The organism is Pedobacter aquae, assembly GCF_008195825.1.
Classification (GTDB): domain Bacteria; phylum Bacteroidota; class Bacteroidia; order Sphingobacteriales; family Sphingobacteriaceae; genus Pseudopedobacter; species Pseudopedobacter aquae.
Genome location: NZ_CP043329.1, coordinates 1,078,758 through 1,098,426, shown reverse-complemented (window position 1 = coordinate 1,098,426; position 19,669 = coordinate 1,078,758). Strand labels below are relative to the sequence as shown.

Below are 19,669 nucleotides of genomic sequence, written 5' to 3'. Positions count from 1 at the left end.
TTAGAAAATCAAATTAACTTTCATTAATTATAAAATATATTTAAAAAGACTATTTATTCTCAAATAGATCGGACTATTATCTTTTGCTAAGAGCTTTAATTAACTAGGATCTTTTTCGTAATATTTTTAGAAGCCATAGTTAATGATGCTATTACAATTCTTGATTTTATATTCCCAGGAAGGCTTATAGTTTGATAGCCTTGTGAGAGATTTATTTGTTTATTTATCAAAATTTTCCCACTAGCATCTAATAGATAAAATCGTGAGTCTGTATTTTCACTAGAATAAATTAATAATTCTATTCCATCTGATCCTAAAGGCTTATATACATTAAACCAAGTGTTTTTAAACTTTGTATCTACAGTAATAATGTCATAAGCTTTTGAATTCCCATCAAAGTCGACTTGCTTTAATTGGTAATAGTTTGTTCCTGAGTTTGGAAATTTATCGGCATAATTATAAAGTTGAATGGTATTAGAATTTGTATTTCCACTTACAACCCCAATTTTATTAAATAAAACACCATCAATGGATTTATAAATCTCAAAATGAGAATTGTTTTTCTCTAATGATGTTGACCAGTTTAATTGTACTAAATTTCCAACTTCTAAGGCTTTAAAATAAACTAGTGTTACTGGAAGAGTAACTGGAGGAGTATTTATTTGAATAAAAGATCTGGAATTCCAAGCTTCTGGCATCGCTTTCCAATCTGCTGTAGGATAAAAAGAAAAAGTGACATAATCTTGTACAGTACCAAATATATTTCTATTAACAGAGAATTCAATAGCTCTTTTACCATTTCCTAAATCAAGAACAGTTGAGAAATTCATTGCAGACTCAAATGTAGCTTTAAAAGCCCAACTCCAATCAGTTGATTGTGTTCCAACAAAATCGTAAACACTTCCTGCGGTTCTATTGCCAATAAATGCAACATCTGCTCCTGAAGGAGCATATGCAAAACTAGAATAGCCTGTTCCAGCATTCTTATCTGTGTTAAAAAAAAGATAAAATTCTTCGTTATCAGCTAAAGTAAATCCTGAATTTCCTTCCAAATAGAAGTATATGTGAGTGTCAGTTACTTTTGTTTTTAAGAGTTCAACATTTTGCACTCCTACCTGTGGTGTACTGCCGTAAAACGTATTAGTATAATTTATAGGTATAGTTCCCCATTCAGAAAAGCTACCATCTATCACAACTTCATTTGCTTTTGAAGAAAGACCTGTAAATAAAAAATATACAAGCCCTAATAATTTTAAAAAGTTCTTTCTCATTTTTTTTGATTTAATTGATTAATTTTTGTTGTTTTTTATGACTTACAATTTTTCACTTATAATGGGGTAATCCTTATTATAAGAGAACAATTACTCCATAATATTTTTATATTTATTAAATAAATACTGTACTATTTTTAGTGGTTGCTCCATTGGGGTTAATGGATAATTATTATTTTCTGAAGCCCATTGTTTTTCAAAGGCAAAAAAGTCTAAATCAACAGTATTTTGTCCTTTTAATTTCTTTATTTGTGAATTAACAAACATTTCCCAACGAACCAAATAATAGTCTTTCAACAATCCTGACCACTCTCTACAAGAATAATCATTCAAATCACTAGACTGACCATTCCAGGTTGTAATAAGGGTTCTTGCATTAAATTCATACAATTGTTTTTCTTCTTTTGTATTCCCTCTGCTCTTCGCTGTTTCAAGCCAAGGACCTAACATAAACTCTTCTCTAGAAGACAGTAATCTATCCTGATCTTTAATTAACTCTAAAAATTGTTGTGCTTTTTTTTCAAATAATTCTATATCCTTTTTCTCATATGCAGTTTGCATTTCTTGATAGATAATACGGCCGTAGTTAGCTAAGACTTGTCTAGTTATATTAACCATATCGTACTGAAAATTTGAATTTTTTTGTAGACTTGGAATTGCATTCATCGATAATTTCCATATCGCTTCTAAATCTTTTCTATTATAATCAATTTCCCCTTCCCCCCAGGTAGAAGCACTAGTCTTATTCCATGCCGGACGAGCGCAAAATATAGTTTCTAATGGAGGATCTTTACGTCCATAAGTAGAGTTATAAACAGTATTTTTCAATTTACTCCATACTTTTTGCATTATTGTATCTTTCTGTCCATAGCGACTATTGACATAGGTATTTAACCAACTTGTTATATCTAGTTTATTTGAAGTCCATGCTAAATCAAAAAGTAAATCGTACAAAACTTCATCTTGACCTATTGCTTCTGGTGCAGCTCCTAGTCCTTTCAAACTAGCCCTTCCTATAGGATGCTTTAAAGCATAATTTACATCTATATTCATGCTATCTAACTTTCCTGTCATACCAGTTCTTCCTCCAAAATTTGGTATAATACTCCAAATCCAATCATGTCCCTCATAACCGTTTGGCCTATTCCATAAATATTTACTATAACCACCCCATTGCGGACGAGCTTCAGCATTTAAGTCTGTTATAATAGCTCTGCCTTTAGGTACATTTTTTAATAATGCAGCTTTAGGATTATCCTGCCAAGCTTGTAAAACCCAAATTGCATCTGGGTTAAAGTTTACCATGGCTTTATAAATAGCCTCTCCTGCGCTTTCAAGATTAACACCTACAGATGTTCCTCCTTCATGGAATGGATCTCCTTGGTAATAATTTGTTCTTCCATAAAGCTTTTCTTGTTCTTCATAATAAATTTTTGAAATTTTACCAAAAAGTGGATCTGTTGGTAGCAACATCGCAGGACGCTTAAAACTACCCCATAGACCAGGATCGTGTATTTTAGCTGATGGATATTTTTTATTAAAGAATTAGGAACCATACCATAAAAACCTTGCATAATTGGTTTCATTCCTAAATCTCTCATTCTGTTGACAATCTTTTTTTGAAGTTCGGCCTGTTCATCTATCCAGCTTTGGGGAACTGGCCCGCCCCAACCTTCTAAATTCCCCATTAACCACCAAGCATTAAATGCGGGTCCTCCAATAAAATCCTTTATTTCAGAATCAGTATAACCTAATCTACGAAGAGTATTCTGCCAGACAGCCTCTTGCCCAACCATTGCTAATGGCATATTAATTCCACGTAGTGCCATCCAATCAATTTCCTTTTCCCATCTTTCCCAATTCCAAAAGGACATGGTATAATTGAATGTACAATAGTTAAAATAAAGCCTATAATCAGAAATAACGGTATTTTCAACTTTCTTTGAAAGTTTAGAAAGCGCTTTTGGCTCTTGATATCCGGTCCAAGACAAACTACTATTAGTGTAATTCTTTAGATAATAATGAAGTGCAGCAGCTATACTTACATTATTAGTAGCTTTAATTATAACTTTATTTTTTTTTGTTTCTATTTCATACCAATCTTTTTCAGTATTTTCTTTAGAATAATGAACTTCTATTTGCTTGTGATGATTAGGTAAAACTCTTTCTATAAGCTTTAATACCGCATTTTTATTTTGGGCATGCGAATTATAGGCGCATAGTATGGACATTACCAAAAAAATTGATATTCTCATTACTTAGTCTTTAAAATTTAAAATGTATTTATATCAGTGAAACTGAATAAGATAGTAAGTAGGGATTCTTCTGATTAGTAACCATATTCATCCCCCTTTATTTCCTATTCCAATGAAATTTTTCTAATACAATGATTATTTCTGTCTAAAACATAAATTATTCCTGTTGGATCAACCGCAACATCTGCAGGTGAGCTAAATCTAGCTCTTGAAATTGTTCCATTGGCGAATCCTTTTCCTGCTCCAGCAATACTAGAAACCTCTTTAGTAGTACCATTAATAAATCTTATAGTATGGTCTGGACTTGTATTGTCTGAATTATCGCCAGTACCTCCGATATATAAGTTATCATTAACATCTATACCAATACCCCAAGGACTTGCAAATTGTGCCTGATTACCTGGACCGTTTAAAAACCCATAAGTTGTTGAGCCAGCAAATCTTGATTTTTCCCAAGTTCCTGCATTTAATTTTTCTATATTACAACCGTAATTATCAACCACATAAAGATTACCCTTACTATCTACTTCTATATCACCAAGCATTCTTGTACCATTAACTCTAATTTGCTCAATAAGGTCACCTTGTCTTGAAAAACGGTAAACAATACCTGCATCATAAGAAATACTAAAAACATCTCCATTTCTTTTATCTACAGTTATTCCACATGGGTTAGGTATTCCAGCAAAAATTGATACTTCTCCCTGAGGAGTTATTTTTCTAATTTGCCAATTCCATGTATCTGCTACATATAGATTATTTTGAGCATCTATTGCTAAACCATAAGGGTGATAGAAATTGGCATTATTACCTATTCCATTTGTACTACCAGCCGTCCCGTTTCCTGCAAATGTACTTACCAAGCCACTTGGAGTTATTTTTCTAATAGCATGGTTACCAACATCAGCAACAAAAACATTACCATAAGTATCTGTTACAATACCTGCTCCTCTTATGCTAAAATTAAATTGCGCCTCTGATGAAGATCCGTCTTTATACCCTGATAATCCGGTACCTGCTAACGTTCTTACAGTTAAGGTTCCTCTTATATAATTGAAGTCTACTGTACTCTCTACCTCTCTACCTGCAATACTTATTTTTATTTTACCAGATCCTGATTTATTAGGTACGGTAATAACCAATTTATCTTTATATGCTTCATGTACAGTAGCCCTCATATTATTAATGGTAACTATAATATCTCTTGGGTTACTACTAAAATTATTTCCATAAACAATTATTTCTGTATCACGCGAGCCTTCTAAAGGAGAAAAAGAGTCTAAACGAACTGGTTGAGAAGAGTCATGTTTATAACTCATATTTCCGTCCACTAATTCTACTTCCTTTTCATTACAACCTGACACTAAAATCAATAGACATAAAGCAGTCTTTAAAATTATTTTTATACTTTTAACATTCGTTCCCATAATTGATAATTTTTATTATTGATGCACTTCATGTGCGCCAATAGAAATTAAACCATTTTTAGTCCTCGGATTACCGAAAAAATCTGTTGTGCCTTCTTGATTATTGATTTGCCCAACACCAATTGCTCGAGAAGAAGCTTGTAAACTTAAATTGTAAGCAGCGGCATTAACAAACAAAGGATCTACTCCAAATAGAGAATTGCTATCTCCACTTGCTGCAATCCAGTCGTTAAAATTATTATAAGAAATAGCATCCCATTTCCAATTGGTTATAGTACCTGTGGTGTAATACAGATTATTACCTATAATATTATTCTCTCCACCAGCATTTTGCTTGTTAATAAATACTCCTTTATCTGCTCTAGCATAGAGAATATTATTTTTAATAACATTATTAAAACAACCAATAGTGAGTCTTATTTCTCCTTCGACCACCCCCTCTGGACCCAAAATTCTATTATTATTATATAATGTATTATTTACAACAAAGCAATTCTTTGTACCACCACCTGTATAGTTCTCATATCCTCCAAGGTAAATACCTACCAACCAGCTGTTATATACAAAATTATTTCTCACAATACAGCTTTCAGTAGGAAATTCGTCGTTTTCACTCACTATTCCAATACCTCTATCGCTATCATAAACTTTATTTCTTTCTATAATAATACGTCTAGCTCCATCAATGTATATTCCTATAGCTCCATGATTTGCTAATGCCGGTACAGGACCAGTAGAACCATCAATATTCCATATTTCGTTATCAGCAACTACACCATTTCGAGCATAATTAAAAGCTTTATTAGGATTACCCAAATATCCTCCAGCTACACATATACCAATATTCTCACCATTATAAATCTTGTTTTTCCTTACAACAAAATCCATTACATAACCGTTCACAGTTAAGTTTTCACTTGTACCTGTATTATTATCATGTATCTCATTTTCTTCTACAATGACTTTCATAATAGGACTAGTTGAATTACCTATAACATGTATTGCATGTGCCTGTCTACCTGTTGCAGGATCTCCATTATGCTCTATGTGATGTACTCTGTTCTTACGAATAACGATGTTGCTAGATGCTCCGTTAACTAAAATACCATCAGGAATTGCAGAACCGGTTGTGGTTTTAAAATTTGTAACTTCTAAACCTTCTAAAATAATCCAACTTACAGAGCTTAAAGTTATAAGTCCTTCACTTCCAAAAACTCCAAAACCCTGACCACTAATTACAGGAGTTTCTCCTTTAAATGCTTTCAATGTAATATATCTGTTTAATACACCAGATTTAGGAAATTTTACTTTTTCTACATAAGTACCACCTCTTAATATTACACTATCGCCGGCCAAAGCTTGACTTAATGCATAATTAATAGATTTAAAAGGATATTCTATTGAACCATTATTAGTGTCATCCCCATCTACCGCTACATAATATGTTTTAGCAGGTAGATCTTTTTGAGATACATCATTAACCTTTTTACATGCTGACAACATTGTATTGCCATAAAATATAATTATTGCCAATAATATTGCTTTCATGTAATTCTTAATTTTATAATTACTTTTCATTCTATCTAATTATTGAAAAACTTCTGGTTTTGGCCAAATATCATCTCTAAAGACAGGATTACCATATCCAGGATTCTGAAGTAAAATTTCTGATCCTATTAAATCTCTTTCTCTTTGAGGGATAGGAAATAAATAATTCTTTGCTGGATCAAAATTGCGACTCTCTATTAAGATATTCTGATTTGTGAAGGGGTTAAGTGCTCCGTAAATTGGACCATTCATAACCGCTGGTGCTATTCCCCAACGTTTTATATCCCAAGTTCTTAATCCTTCAAAACACAATTCTACTCTTCTTTCTTGACGTATGCGCTCCCTCATATCACTTTTGGTTAAGTTTGCAGGGAGGTTTGGCATACCTACCCTATTACGCACCGCATTAACTGCATCATAAACCGTATTATCGGGACCAGAAAATTCATTCTTAGCTTCTGCATAATTCAACAATACTTCTGCATATCTTATAAGTATATAGTTTAGTCCTGATCTTAACGTAGGAACAAAAGACGCTGGATCTGCATTCTTCCTTACGAAAAAACCAGATAACCCACCATTATCTGCACTTGAAGTAAGTGTATAAACAGTTTTTGTATTTCCTAAATAATCTGTCACCGAGCTACCATGTCTTATTATTGCCATATCTAAACGCGGATCTCGATTTAAATAAGGATTATTAGGATCGTAAATTGTAGATACATTTATAGGCTTACCTTGTTTATCTTCAAAAGCATCTACTATAGATTGTAATGGATTAGATGCTCCCCAACCTGCCATAGAGGGAAGGTTTAGCCATAATTGATGCGGACCACCTAAAATATTTTCAATAAATTGTATATCAAAAATAACCTCATTATTATTTTCGTTCCCTATATTATGGAGCGTTAAATAACTCTGTGTTCCGTTTGCCCTAAACAAATCATAAATACCTAAGTCCATTACTTGCTGAGCAGCATCAGCTGCCTCTTCAAATCTATATTCATAAAGTAGAACTCTTGATTTAAGAGCTAAAGCAGCACCTTTACTAGCCCTTCCCTTTTGTGTAGGATTATCTGCTAAATATGGATAGGAATTTAAATCAGTAATGATGAAATCAATAACTTCATTTCTCTTATTCCTAGGTATTTTAAGCTCATTTAATGATAATGGCTTATCAACAATTGGAACCCCTCCATATAGCATTACTAAATTATGATAGTAATAAGCTCTTATAAATTTCGCCTCAGCTATCAGTCTTTTTCTCGCAGCATCTGGCATATCTACTTTGTTAATATTATTCAAGAACACATTGGCTCTGCGGATATAGGTATAAAAACGATCCCACATATCATATATAAACCAACTATCGGCTGCATAAGTCCCTGCAGCATGTGTATTATAATCAGAACCTCTCCACACATTTACCATATCATCAGACCAGGTATTATAAGCCAAAACATTCCATATTAACAGCTTATCATCTATTAAGAAAGTATTATATAAAGCTGTCAAAGCCTGTTCGGCATCCTCCTGATTTCTAAAAAAAGATTCATCACTTAATTCAGATCTTGGAGAAACTTCTAGAAAATCTTTATTACAAGAAACCAGAAAAGGAAAAACTAATCCCCATATTATTATATAGATTCTTTTCATTTATATGTCTCTTTAGTTATTAAAAATTTATGTTTAGTCCACCCGTAATAGTCATTACCTGCGGATAATAATTACCATCTCCTAAAGGTGCTTCTGGATCAAATCCTTCAAAGGACGTAATCAATAAGGGATTATCTGCACTAAAATAGAGTCTAAATCTTTCTAACTTAAGTTGTTTAAGAACCCCTTTTGGCAAAGTGTAACCCACCTGTAAATTCCTGATTCTTAAATAGCTTGCATTCTGTAAAAAGAAAGAGTTAGGAACTGTATTCCTGGATGCAGTAGCTAGTGAAAGTCTAGGGTATGCTGCATTAAGGTTTTCTGGAGTCCATCTATTTAAGTGCATATCTAAGGCTTTTGCTCCATTTACGAATGGATGAGTTGCTTGCCCAGAAAGTAAATTATAAACTTCTCCCACTCCTTGGGCTGCAATAGAAGCGTCAAAGTTTTTATATATTACTCCCATTTGTAGCCCATAGTTAATCTTCGGAAAATAACTACCTAAAGATTTTCTATCTTTAGCATCAATAAGATAATCGCCGTTTAAATCTTTATACCTAATATCTCCTGGAGCTGCGCTTCCTAATACGGCTTGTGAAGGATAATTATAAACCTCTTCCTGACTATTAAATAAGCCATCAGCAACATATCCATAAATATTCTGGATAGGATCTCCTATTGCTCTTCCAGGACCGTCTCTTCCTCCTAAATCTGTGATTTCATTTCTTACGTAAGAGAAATTACCATTTACAAAGTAATTAACAACTCCAATTTTGTTTTGATGACGGGCTACAAACTCAAAGCCTTCATTAGAAACCGCTCCAGCATTTACCGTAGGATTTCCAAATACACCAAGTATAAATGGCTGATCTATTGGAAGTAAAATATCATCAGTATTCCTAACAAAATATTCACCTGTTAATGATAATTTTCCTTTAAAAAATTCAGCATCAAAACCTATGTTTGTTATTGAAGTGGTTTCCCATCTAATTCTCCTATTAAAAAGAGAAGTACCTGGTAACGTTCCTTTTTCTGCTATTCCGGGTACTAACTGACCACCAAAAGAATAATTAACTCCGGGCACATAGGTAGAGATGAAACCATAATTACCAATCTCCTGATTACCCAACTGTCCCCATGAACCTCGAAACTTTAAATTATCTAACCAATTGAATTCCGGAAAAAAGGTTTCATCAGAAATCTTCCATCCGGCAGAAAAAGAGGGGAACCACCCCCATCTATTTGTTGCAGGAAATCTAGATGTACCATCATATCTTAGATTAAACTCTAACAAATATTTCTCTTTAAAGTTATAGTTTAAACGAGTAAAATACGACCTTAAAGAGTAATCTATAGCAGAACCATAATTTGTTTCTGTATCTGCATTACCTGCATCTAACTGATCTAAGTCATTACTTATTAAATCAAATATATTAGCTCCAATCCAGTTAGTTTTAGTACTTATTTGATTATAACCTAATAATACTTTTAAATTATGAACAGAATTAAATGTGTGCTCATAATCTAAAAAAGACTGTAAATTCAACTCTAAAGTTTCTGACCTGTCAGCACTAAAAAAACTTCTAAAACTTCTGGCTACAGGATACGTCTGCAAAACATCATCATAAGCATTATATAAATTAAGTGTTTTAGCTTGAGTATTTAAGTTGGTCCATTGGTTGGTTACTCCAGCAAGACCTCTTAATTTTATACCTTTGATAATTTCATACTGTCCGCTTAAAGTAGAAATAAATTTATTATTTATCTCTTTTCTATATCCACCTTCTTTGGCTTGAGCAATAGAGTTATGCTCATTCATGTAAGCACCCCAAATTCCTGGTGCGTACTGAATAGGTACTACAGGGGGTTCACGATATGCCCTGTGGACTAAATCAAACACTGAAATAGAAGGATCGTCAGTCTCAACACGAGTACCTGATAAATTTAAACTAATTTTAAATTTCTTTGAGAAATCCTGATCAAAATTTGCTCTTAATGCATATCTATCACTAGATGTATTTGGTATCAATCCTCCCCTATTTAAAAATCCAAAAGACAGAGCATACTTTGAAACTTCTGTCCCCCCTCTCAAACCTAAATGATGATTTTGCTGAAGTCCTGACTCTGAAAATAAGCCATTAACCCAATCTGAATTTGGATAATTTACAGGATCAGATGCATTCCTAAATTTTTCAATTTCCTCTTCTGTATATCTAGCAATACCACCATCATTAATAATTGCTTCATTTAATAATAACGCATAATCTACTGAACCTAAAAATTTTGGTAAACGTGTTGCTTGTTGGAAACCTGTATATCCGTTATAGGTAATATTAGTTTTACCTGCCAGCCCTCTTTTAGTAGAGATTATAATCACACCATTAGCAGCTCTAACTCCATAAATTGCAGAAGCTGAAGCATCTTTTAATACAGAAATATTATCTATATCGTTAGGGTCTACATTAAACATAGTAGACTCTACTCCATCAACAATAATTAAAGGATCATTACCAGAACCTAATGTTCCAATACCCCTAATTCTTATTGTGCCCTGATCTCTACCTGGCTGACCAGAGTTTTGTATAACCGTTAGACCTGGTACTTGACCTGTTAAAAGGTTAGAAACATCCGTTGCAGGTCTATTTTCTAGCATTTTACTGGAAACAGTTTCAACAGATCCCGTAACATTTACTTTCTTTTGAGTACCGTAACCTACAACTACTAACTCCTTAAGTGTTTGTATATCTTGTTTTAAAACAATTACAAGTTGGGTTCTTCCGTTAATTTGAATTTCCTCTGTGGTAAATCCGGTATAAGTTATAACAAGTATTGATTGTGGATTTACAGCTTTTAAAGTGAACATTCCATTAATGTCTGTAACTACCCCGCTAGTTGTTCCTTTGATTCCAACTGTAGCACCAGGTAAAGGATCTCCTTTATCGTCAGTAATTTTACCTTTAACCTCTATAAGTTGTATAATTAACGTACTATTACTAGTTTCTTTTTTAGGACGTATGATAACTGTTTTTTGATCTATTACATAAGAAAGGTAAGGCTGATTTTGAAAAATCTTAACTAGCGCCTCCTCAACATCCATATTTTTATTATCAAGCGTTACAGGCAAACCATATTTTTCTACCAAATCAGGATTATATAAGAAATCATATGATGTTTGTGTCTTAAATTGCTTTAATACATCTTCTAAAGATGTCTGTCTAGCACTTAATGATAATCTTTGAGCTTTTAACTCATCAGCTTGTAATTGTAAAATCAGTACGAAAAGAAATATAAATACAATTTGTATCCTCATAAAGATTCTTCTTAATGTTACCGGAGGTATGGAAAATAACCACGTGGTAACATGACAATAAAAATTCATATATTTGAAAAAATTAGCGGTTTACGATTATTGATGTCTTATCATAATTATTGCTAATGATCCTATTATTAACCGGATTCTGTTGCAACCAGAATTCGGTTTTTTTTTTAAGGAACACTAACTTTTTTGCTTAGTGTTTAACCATTATCCTCCTTCCCCTTGTTTCAAACTTTACACTCTCTGTAAGCGAAATTTTCCTTAACACGTCCTGCATATTATCAAAACGAGAAATAGATCCTGTAAATGTTATTTTTTCTACATTACTTAAGTATTCGACTTCCACATCATACCATCGAGATAATTGAACCATTATAACCTTAAGTGGTGTATTATTAAAAATAAACTTCCCATTTTTCCATGCTATAGATTCGTTAGCATCTACTTTTATCTTAGTCACAGAACTCTCGCTAACTATCACTTGTTCATTAGGTCTTAAAAGAGTTTCGTTTAATACAGTATTTTTTGTTTTTACAACAACGGCACCTTCTAATAAAGTAGTAGTTATTTTATCTTCATCTGGGTAAGAAGTGATATTAAATTTTGTTCCTTTAACAACAGTTTCTTGGTGAAGAGAAGATACTATAAACGGTTTAGCTTTGTTATGAGAAACTTCAAAATAGCCTTCTCCTACCAATTCAACTAAACGTTTTTTGTCTGAAAATATAACAGGAAACTTAATAGAAGAAGCAGCATTTAGCCATACTATAGAATTATCTGGTAAAACAACCTTAAACTGACCTCCACGCGGTGTTGATATTGTATTGTAGGCTTCTTTGTTTCTATAAAAATAATTTGGATCTGATTTATAAGAAAGCGTACCATCATCCATTTTAGTGATGACCATCCCATTTTCTTTAATAGAATTCCCTATTTTAATACTATCAAGATACACTGTTCGTCCGTCATTCAAGGTTAGTGAAGCCTGATTTCTACCAGCCAATATTTCAATCTTTTCTTCAATAGCAATTTTTTGCTTTCTTTGAGATGATTCCCACAAATAATATATCCCAACACTTAGTAATATGGCAATAGACGCAGCTATAGAAGCAATTCTCCTAAATACAATTATCTTGTTCTTATTAATATCAATCTTTAGACTGTTCCATACATCTTTAAAATGTTCATCTGCTACAACTTCATCTGTTATAAAGGTCTCATCGTAATTTCCTTTATACCATTTTTCTACAACGATCTTCTCTTCCTCTGTACATTGTCCATTTACATATCTGATTAGAATATCCTTAGCATTCGATGGCTCTTGTTTCAATTTTTCTCCTTTTTAGTATATTTATAAGAGAGACAATCGAAACGTCTATAGGGGGGTAATAAAATGAAATTATTTATAAAAAACTGTAATTAAAGCAGTCAAAAGAACAAAACCAATACGGAAGCGCAATATTTTAAGAGCACCTTTTACATGGCTTCTAACGCTTTGTTCTGTGATATTTAATTTTTCTGAGATTTGTTTGTGTGAAAGACCTTCTTTTCTGCTCATTTCAAAAACAGTTCTCATTTTTACAGGCAAAGAAGCAATCTCATATTCAATAAGTTCAACAAGCATTTTTTCTCTAATCAAATGGTCGGTATCTGCTTGATGAAAATTATTTAAAAAACTTTGAAATGAATTCGCATACTCATCAGCTCTTTTATTTTTTAATTGGAAATTAATTATTCTATTTCTTACTGACTGATAAAGATATGCAGCGAGATTTTCCTGAATATTTAATGAAGCTCTATTTTGCCAAAGATTAGAAAATATATCATGAATAATATCCTTTGCATCTTCCTGATCTTTTAAATGTCTCGTAGCATGAACATATAAAAGACCTTTATACCTATCATAAAGTTCGGCAAATGCTTTCTGATTGTTAAGTTTTAACAAACCAACTAACTCATAATCAGAAAGTATTTTATGTTCGGTCATTTATTTTAAAATAAGAGATATCGTGAAATTATCAAATAAAATTAATTTGTTTAAGAATAAATCATTTTAAATTAATAGATTTTATTAAAGATAGCAATTCACAATTTGATTTTAAAAGCAATAATTAACCAAAATTCTTTTTTCATCTATATTGAAAATATACTTTGACTCATTATATCTAAACTTCATCTTATTAAATGTTTGATTAACAGTATTCTTTTAAAGTCATTCTAGTAAAACTAACCTTAAATGTAAGTATGTTTTAAACGATACTTGAACACTATATAAATAATAAATAGAAAATACTAGATGTGAGAATTTTTATGAGTTTTATCTAGCTATAAAATTATAAATCACTACTAAACCTATTAAATTTGAAGCTCTCTTTTTTCTTATTTTTATAAAAATTCTTGTACTATTTTCTAATATACTTTTAAAATACTTTGTTGTTTTCCCTCACTCTCCGCCTAGCATAAAAAAAGCCTTAAAATCATAAGATTTTAAGGCTTTTTTGTTTAATCAATCGCTTTATTAGTTGTTAAAATTTTTATAGCGTAATAAAGCTTCTAAATAATAATAGTCTGCATATACTAATGGAACATTTACCTCTTCATTATGTGGGAGACTTCCTGTGCTATGTTTAAGTAAAAAATTATTATTGGTACCAACTTGTGCAAGATATTTAGGTGAGCTTAAAGACTCTAGAATTTTTTGAGCAGAGTTTATATAATATGTCTTTTTCTCTGGACTGTATTTACACAATTCTAAAAGAGCCGAAGCTACAACAGCAGCTGCAGAAGCATCTCTAGGTATTTCTTTGTAAATACTGGCATTATATTTAAAATCAGGTTTATAACCTTGTTCATTAACATTAAAATCCCAATAAGGAATATAATCTTTAGGCAGATTTTTATGTTTCAAAAAGAAATCTGTTAAGCCTATAGCTGCATTCAAGAACTTTTTATCTTGAGTTTCTCTATAAATCATGGTGTAGCCATAAATAGCCCACGCTTGCCCCCTAGCCCAAGTAGAATTATCTGCATAACCTTGGCAAGTTTGACGATGAAGCATTTTACCTGATAAGGTATCATAATTTACTACATGATAAGTACTAAAATCTGGTCTGATATGATATTTTAAAGATGTTTCTGCATGTTTTATAGCGATATCCTTATAAATATTATCACCTGTTGCCTTTGATGCAAAAAACAGTAATTCTAAATTCATAAGATTATCAATAATTACTGGGTAATCCCAAAAAGTTTTCCCGTCCCAAGATTTACGTGAATTCCAAGATTCTATACTTCCAATAACTGGGTTAAACCTACTAATAAGAGATTTAGCTGATTGTATAAGTACTTCTTTATATTTAGGGTTTGATGTATTTTTATAAGCATTACCATAACTACAATACATCATAAAACCTAAATCGTGGTTACTAGTATTAAATTGATTTTTCTCTAGAGATTCTGTCCATCTTAAGGCATGCTGCTTCCAATAATTATCTTTAGTTAACTCATACATATACCATAAGTTGCCTGGCCAAAAGCCGCCTGTCCAGTCTTTAATGCCCACGTATTTTAGTGTACCATCTTTCGCTTGTGTTCTCGGATACATGGTCAAATCTTGAGACACCTGCAACATATTTTTATACTGTTTATCAGCTAACAACAAAGTATTACCGACATTAATATTGGGCTTCTTTTGTGCAAAAGACACATATGTTATTAAAGATAGGGCTAGGATTAAAAATCTAATTTTCATAAAATGGAACTGATAATTTGGAATTATATATTTGTATAAAATCATCATCCATCCCGAAAGAATGGCATGGATAATGAAAAAATTATGGTGCTACTACATTAACTTCAAGCTCTTTTATAGCTCTGCTTTCTCCGTAAACATTGATATTAAAAGCTTCAAAAGCCACCTTGTAAGTACCTGGTTGGGTATAAACAAAAGTATATTCATCTAATCTGGAGCTCATATTTTTTAGCGCAACACCTACATCTGGTTTTACACGTGTTAAATTAACAGCATTAGAAACAGCCCAAACTTGATTACTTAAAGCAGTAGAGGTACCACCGGCAATTTGTAAAACTGTTGAGTTACGTTGTAAAACCATATGATCTCCTAATAAAGGGGAAACTGATATAGCTGCATGTGCAACGGTTAAATTGAAGATGATTAAACCTAATAAGATTCTTATTTTTAATTTCATTTCTAATTGGTTTTTATTTTACAGTAATTATAAATTTAGGAGTTTATCCAAAGCAGTATTACGATAAATACTATTTTTTAAGTTAGATTATAGCCCTAATTCCATTCTTTAAAGCTAAAAATAATAGATATTAAATTTATAAATGGTTTACTTCCTAAAACTTAAATTATATACAAGTAAAACAAAATAAGTTTATTAATAACTATTAAAGGGGTAAAAAACAAGACAAAAAGGTGGAATAATGGTGTTTGGGCTTTAAAAAAAAGGTTTTATTCAATATTTAATTTAAAATCCTGTCTACATATTGATAAACTTAACCCAAAATCTCACCAACATGCTTTTTAATATTGATACAAATGGCATCAAGAGGTAAATCATTAGCATCGTTACCAAAAGGGTTTTCTATTTCTTCTGCAATAAGCTCTAAACTGGCAAAGGCATATAAAATAAAAACCACTACCGGGATGATATAATAGCCCAAACTAAAAACCCAACCGAAGGGTAAAGTCATCACAAAAAAGAAAATAAACTTCTTGATAAAAACACTGTAAGAAAAAGGTATTGGTGTATTTTTAATTCTTTCACAAGCACCGCAAATATCGGTAAAAGACATCGCCTCGCTGTTCAAAATCAATAATTGCTCTGCTGAAAGTTTCTGCTCTTGATGCAATTTAAAGAGCTTATCATACATGGCATGAGCAATTTGATTGGGTAAATGCTTCTCTTTATGTAGATCTAATTCAGGATTTATTTCATGGTAATCTTCATTCTCTCTTAAATGGCTTTTAAGAGCAAAAGCATAATTAGGAATCATGTTATTAAAAAACTTCCTATCATCAGCAGCTAAAAAAGCTTTTAATTTGATGGCAAAATTCCTAGAATTATTGGTTAAAGCTCCCCATTGTTTTCTGCCTTCCCACCACCTGTCATAAGCTGTATTGGTTCTAAAAACTAATAAAAGTGAAATCACAAAACCTAATATGCTATGCATTAAGCTTAGGTTTTTTACATGACTACTTTCTGATAGCTGCCAATATTCTAGCTCTAAGTAAGCTACCAAACCAGCATATACACTAACAGCAAACATTAAAGGCAAAAGCTTTCTAAAAGTATCTGCTTTATGTATTTGAAAAATAAAGGTGAACCACTCTTTAGGATTATAATTAATCATGTAATAGGGTTATATGATGTTTTCTATAGTAAGTTGATGATTTTCTCTAACCACAATTTATCTAGCTCATCAAATGCGGCTAAAGTATCGCTATCTACATCTAAAACACCCCAAACTACCTCATTTTTAATTAAGGGAACAACAATTTCTGATTTTGATAAGCTGCTACAAGCAATATGCCCAGGGAAAGCATCTACATCTTCTACCATAAGCGTTTTAGCTTGTGCCCATGATGTTCCACAAACGCCTCTGCCCTTTTGTATTCGGGTACATGCAACCGGACCTTGAAACGGACCTAAAACCAGTTCTTCATCCTTAACTAAATAAAAACCTACCCAAAACCAATTAAACTGTTCTTTTAACGCTGCCGCGATATTAGCCAGATTAGCAATCACATCTGTCTCGCCACCTAACAATGCCTCTATTTGTGGGTAGATAGATTGGTATTGTGCTTCCTTATGCCCTTTAACTATTTTTAAATCCTCTGCCATAACACAAAAATAACATCGCTAATTGTAAAGCGTTTAAAAATCTAGAAAAATAGCTCCTTTTTACAATTGTAACAGAATTAATAAATGCTAATTAGGCTATTTTACTTAATTTTCTCCATCTCACGTTTATAATTTTTTGTCATGATGATAGCTAAAAAAGTCCTTTTTACATTTTCATTAAGTGCTTTAGCCTTAGGAAGCATCAGTACCAAACCTTTTGATGAAGGTATGTTTCCGCTAAGCGAGGTTTCTAAATTAGATCTTCAAAAAGCCGGGTTGAAAATCCCACAGAAAGAAATTTATAACCCCGATAGTACCAGCTTGATAGACGCCTTAGTTAACGTTGGCGGTTGTACAGGTTCTTTCGTTTCTGAAAGCGGATTAATTATTACCAACCACCATTGCGCTTTCTCTGCCGTACAGTTGGCCAGTACTGCCGAAAATGATTATTTAACCCATGGTTTTGTAGCCAATAAACCTGAACAAGAAATTGAAGCAAAAGGTTTAACCTGCCGTATTACAGATTCTTATGAGAATGTATCTGAAGAGATATTAACAGCTGTTAGTGGTGTTGATGATGTATCGCAACGCCAAAAAATAATTCAGGAAAAAATAAGAATTATAGAAGCCAGAACAGAAGCAGCAGATAAAAGTATTGATGCTGAAGTGTCTGAAATGTTTATCGGCAAAAGCTATGTTTTATTCAAATATAAAATCATTAGGGATGTTAGATTGGTTTACATCCCCAAGCAAAATGTAGGCGAATTTGGTGGCGAAACCGATAATTGGGTTTGGCCAAGACATACTGGCGATTTCTCTTTCATGAGAGCTTACGTGGCACCTGATGGTAGTGCAGCTAGCTACGCTAAAGAAAATGTTCCTTATAAACCTAAAAAGCATCTTAAAATAAATGCTGGCGGTGTGAAAGATGGCGATTTTACCTTCATGTTGGGCTATCCTGGCAGAACGTTCAGGCATCGTCCTGCTCAATTTATTGCCTACCAACAAAACTACCAATTACCTTATACAGCAGATTTATACGAGTTCCAAAATAAAACCATGGAAGAGGTAGGTAAAAGCAAAGGACGTACAACAGAACTAAAACTGGCAACACGTATTAAACGCAATGCCAACGTTTTAAAAAATTACCGTGGCAAGTTAAAAGGCTTAAACAACATCGAGCTGTTAAAACAAAAACAAGAAGAAGACAATCAGTTGGTAAGCTATATCAACCAAAATGCTAATTTAAAACAGCTATACGGTAATTTGATGTACGAGATAGATGATATCTACAAACAAATCAATAACAGTGCTTATCAAGAGTTATGGTATGCTCAGGTTTACGGTTCAAGTAATTTGTTAAGAGTAGCAGCACAAATCAATGGTTTTAAAGATGCTTTGCTAAAACAACCTTTGGATAAACGAGAAACCTTCTACACCACTAACCTTCCTCGCTTAGAAAAAGTCATCTCTAGTTTATATGATTCTTATGATACTGATGTAGATAAAAATCTACTAAACAACATGTTAGAAAGAGCATCTAAACTTCCACTTAGCCAAAAAATAGCTGTTATAGATAAGAATACTCGTGGCTTTAACAGCTCAGAGCAAGCTCAAAAATTCATTAGTAACCTGTTTGCTTATAGTCGATTAAGCAATGAAAACTTCACCAAAACCTTAATCAAAGACATGAAGCAATTGGTGGTTTATAATGATCCTTTCCTCAGTTTTGAGCAAGAGCTATCTAAAGAAGTAGCTTTAAAAAAGTTAACGCAAGATAAAAGAGAGGCTAAATTAAGTAAGCTCATGGCTGATTATGTGACGGTTAAAGAACAGTACCTGCAAAAGAACTTTATCCCCGATGCTAACAGTACTTTACGCCTAACTTATGGCCACATCAAGGGCTTCTCTCCTGTTGACGGCAGCTATATGCTTCCCTTCACCAGCGTTAAAGGCATTATTGAAAAAGGCAGAAGCGGAAATATAGATTATCAATACCCAGAACAAATTAAAACCTTATGGGAGCAGAAAGATTTCGGTCCGTTTAAAATGGCCGAGTTAAACGATGTGCCTGTGTGCTTTTTATACGATATGGATACTACGGGTGGCAATTCTGGCTCTCCGGTTTTAAATGCTTATGGCGAGCTTATTGGCGTAAACTTCGATAGAGCTTACGAAGCAACCATTAATGATTACGCCTGGAACGAAAATTACAGTCGCTCTATAGGTGTAGATATCCGCTATGTACTTTGGGTAGCATCTAAAATAGATAAGGCAAGCGGCGTCTTAAAAGAATTAGGTGTATAAGCACATTAATTCTTAACAT

12 protein-coding genes and 1 pseudogene are annotated in these 19,669 nt (G+C 32.7%); 1 reads left to right on the top strand and 12 read right to left on the bottom strand.

Annotation, left to right across the window (positions count from 1 at the left end; translation table 11 throughout):
* Positions 1-95: 95 nt before the first annotated feature.
* From FYC62_RS04810 to FYC62_RS04750, 12 genes and pseudogenes are all read right to left on the bottom strand, one after another.
* Positions 96-1,271, bottom strand: coding sequence for a hypothetical protein (locus FYC62_RS04810; protein ID WP_149074130.1), 1,176 nt, complete (start codon positions 1,269-1,271; stop codon positions 96-98).
* Between the two features lie 93 nt (positions 1,272-1,364).
* A pseudogene (locus FYC62_RS18130) lies at positions 1,365-3,452 on the bottom strand (alpha-N-acetylglucosaminidase TIM-barrel domain-containing protein); the annotation flags it as partial.
* Positions 3,453-3,630: 178 nt separating this feature from the next.
* On the bottom strand, positions 3,631-4,845 hold the full coding sequence (locus FYC62_RS04795) for an IPT/TIG domain-containing protein (RefSeq protein ID WP_168199386.1): 1,215 nt from the start codon (positions 4,843-4,845) through the stop codon (positions 3,631-3,633).
* Between the two features lie 123 nt (positions 4,846-4,968).
* Positions 4,969-6,501, bottom strand: coding sequence for a right-handed parallel beta-helix repeat-containing protein (locus tag FYC62_RS04790; protein WP_168199385.1), 1,533 nt, complete (start codon positions 6,499-6,501; stop codon positions 4,969-4,971).
* A gap of 39 nt (positions 6,502-6,540) precedes the next feature.
* Positions 6,541-8,157 (bottom strand): RagB/SusD family nutrient uptake outer membrane protein, encoded by a 1,617-nt coding sequence (locus FYC62_RS04785; protein ID WP_149074125.1) that lies wholly within the window; start codon positions 8,155-8,157, stop codon positions 6,541-6,543.
* Between the two features lie 19 nt (positions 8,158-8,176).
* On the bottom strand, positions 8,177-11,467 hold the full coding sequence (locus FYC62_RS04780; protein WP_168199384.1) for a TonB-dependent receptor: 3,291 nt from the start codon (positions 11,465-11,467) through the stop codon (positions 8,177-8,179).
* A 199-nt stretch (positions 11,468-11,666) separates the two neighbouring features.
* Positions 11,667-12,803, bottom strand: coding sequence for a FecR family protein (locus FYC62_RS04775; RefSeq protein WP_149074123.1), 1,137 nt, complete (start codon positions 12,801-12,803; stop codon positions 11,667-11,669).
* Positions 12,804-12,872: 69 nt separating this feature from the next.
* The gene (locus tag FYC62_RS04770) at positions 12,873-13,460 is read right to left on the bottom strand and encodes an RNA polymerase sigma factor (protein ID WP_149074122.1); all 588 of its coding nucleotides are present in this window, start codon (positions 13,458-13,460) and stop codon (positions 12,873-12,875) included.
* A 531-nt stretch (positions 13,461-13,991) separates the two neighbouring features.
* Positions 13,992-15,179 carry a glycoside hydrolase family 88 protein gene (locus FYC62_RS04765; protein ID WP_317131518.1) on the bottom strand — a complete coding sequence of 396 codons (1,188 nt, stop codon included), beginning with the start codon at positions 15,177-15,179 and terminating at the stop codon, positions 13,992-13,994.
* Positions 15,180-15,306: 127 nt separating this feature from the next.
* The gene (locus FYC62_RS04760) at positions 15,307-15,681 is read right to left on the bottom strand and encodes a hypothetical protein (protein WP_149074120.1); all 375 of its coding nucleotides are present in this window, start codon (positions 15,679-15,681) and stop codon (positions 15,307-15,309) included.
* Positions 15,682-15,994: 313 nt separating this feature from the next.
* Positions 15,995-16,852, bottom strand: coding sequence for a bestrophin family protein (locus FYC62_RS04755; protein WP_149074119.1), 858 nt, complete (start codon positions 16,850-16,852; stop codon positions 15,995-15,997).
* A 23-nt stretch (positions 16,853-16,875) separates the two neighbouring features.
* On the bottom strand, positions 16,876-17,343 hold the full coding sequence (locus tag FYC62_RS04750) for a GAF domain-containing protein (RefSeq protein ID WP_149074118.1): 468 nt from the start codon (positions 17,341-17,343) through the stop codon (positions 16,876-16,878).
* 147 nt (positions 17,344-17,490) lie between these two features.
* On the opposite strand from FYC62_RS04750, the gene FYC62_RS04745 reads away from it, so the two are divergent.
* On the top strand, positions 17,491-19,650 hold the full coding sequence (locus FYC62_RS04745) for a S46 family peptidase (protein ID WP_449406390.1): 2,160 nt from the start codon (positions 17,491-17,493) through the stop codon (positions 19,648-19,650).
* Positions 19,651-19,669: the final 19 nt, after the last annotated feature.

Bases quoted from the DNA above. Each gene is read 5' to 3' on its own strand.
- FYC62_RS04755 (WP_149074119.1), bottom strand. From the start codon at position 16,852: ATGATTAATTATAATCCTAAAGAGTGGTTCACCTTTATTTTTCAAATA.
- FYC62_RS04810 (WP_149074130.1), bottom strand. From the start codon at position 1,271: ATGAGAAAGAACTTTTTAAAATTATTAGGGCTTGTATATTTTTTATTT.
- FYC62_RS04790 (WP_168199385.1), bottom strand. From the start codon at position 6,501: ATGAAAGCAATATTATTGGCAATAATTATATTTTATGGCAATACAATG.
- FYC62_RS04750 (WP_149074118.1), bottom strand. From the start codon at position 17,343: ATGGCAGAGGATTTAAAAATAGTTAAAGGGCATAAGGAAGCACAATAC.
- FYC62_RS04785 (WP_149074125.1), bottom strand. From the start codon at position 8,157: ATGAAAAGAATCTATATAATAATATGGGGATTAGTTTTTCCTTTTCTG.
- FYC62_RS04780 (WP_168199384.1), bottom strand. From the start codon at position 11,467: ATGAGGATACAAATTGTATTTATATTTCTTTTCGTACTGATTTTACAA.
- FYC62_RS04770 (WP_149074122.1), bottom strand. From the start codon at position 13,460: ATGACCGAACATAAAATACTTTCTGATTATGAGTTAGTTGGTTTGTTA.
- FYC62_RS04760 (WP_149074120.1), bottom strand. From the start codon at position 15,681: ATGAAATTAAAAATAAGAATCTTATTAGGTTTAATCATCTTCAATTTA.
- FYC62_RS04795 (WP_168199386.1), bottom strand. From the start codon at position 4,845: ATGAGTTATAAACATGACTCTTCTCAACCAGTTCGTTTAGACTCTTTT.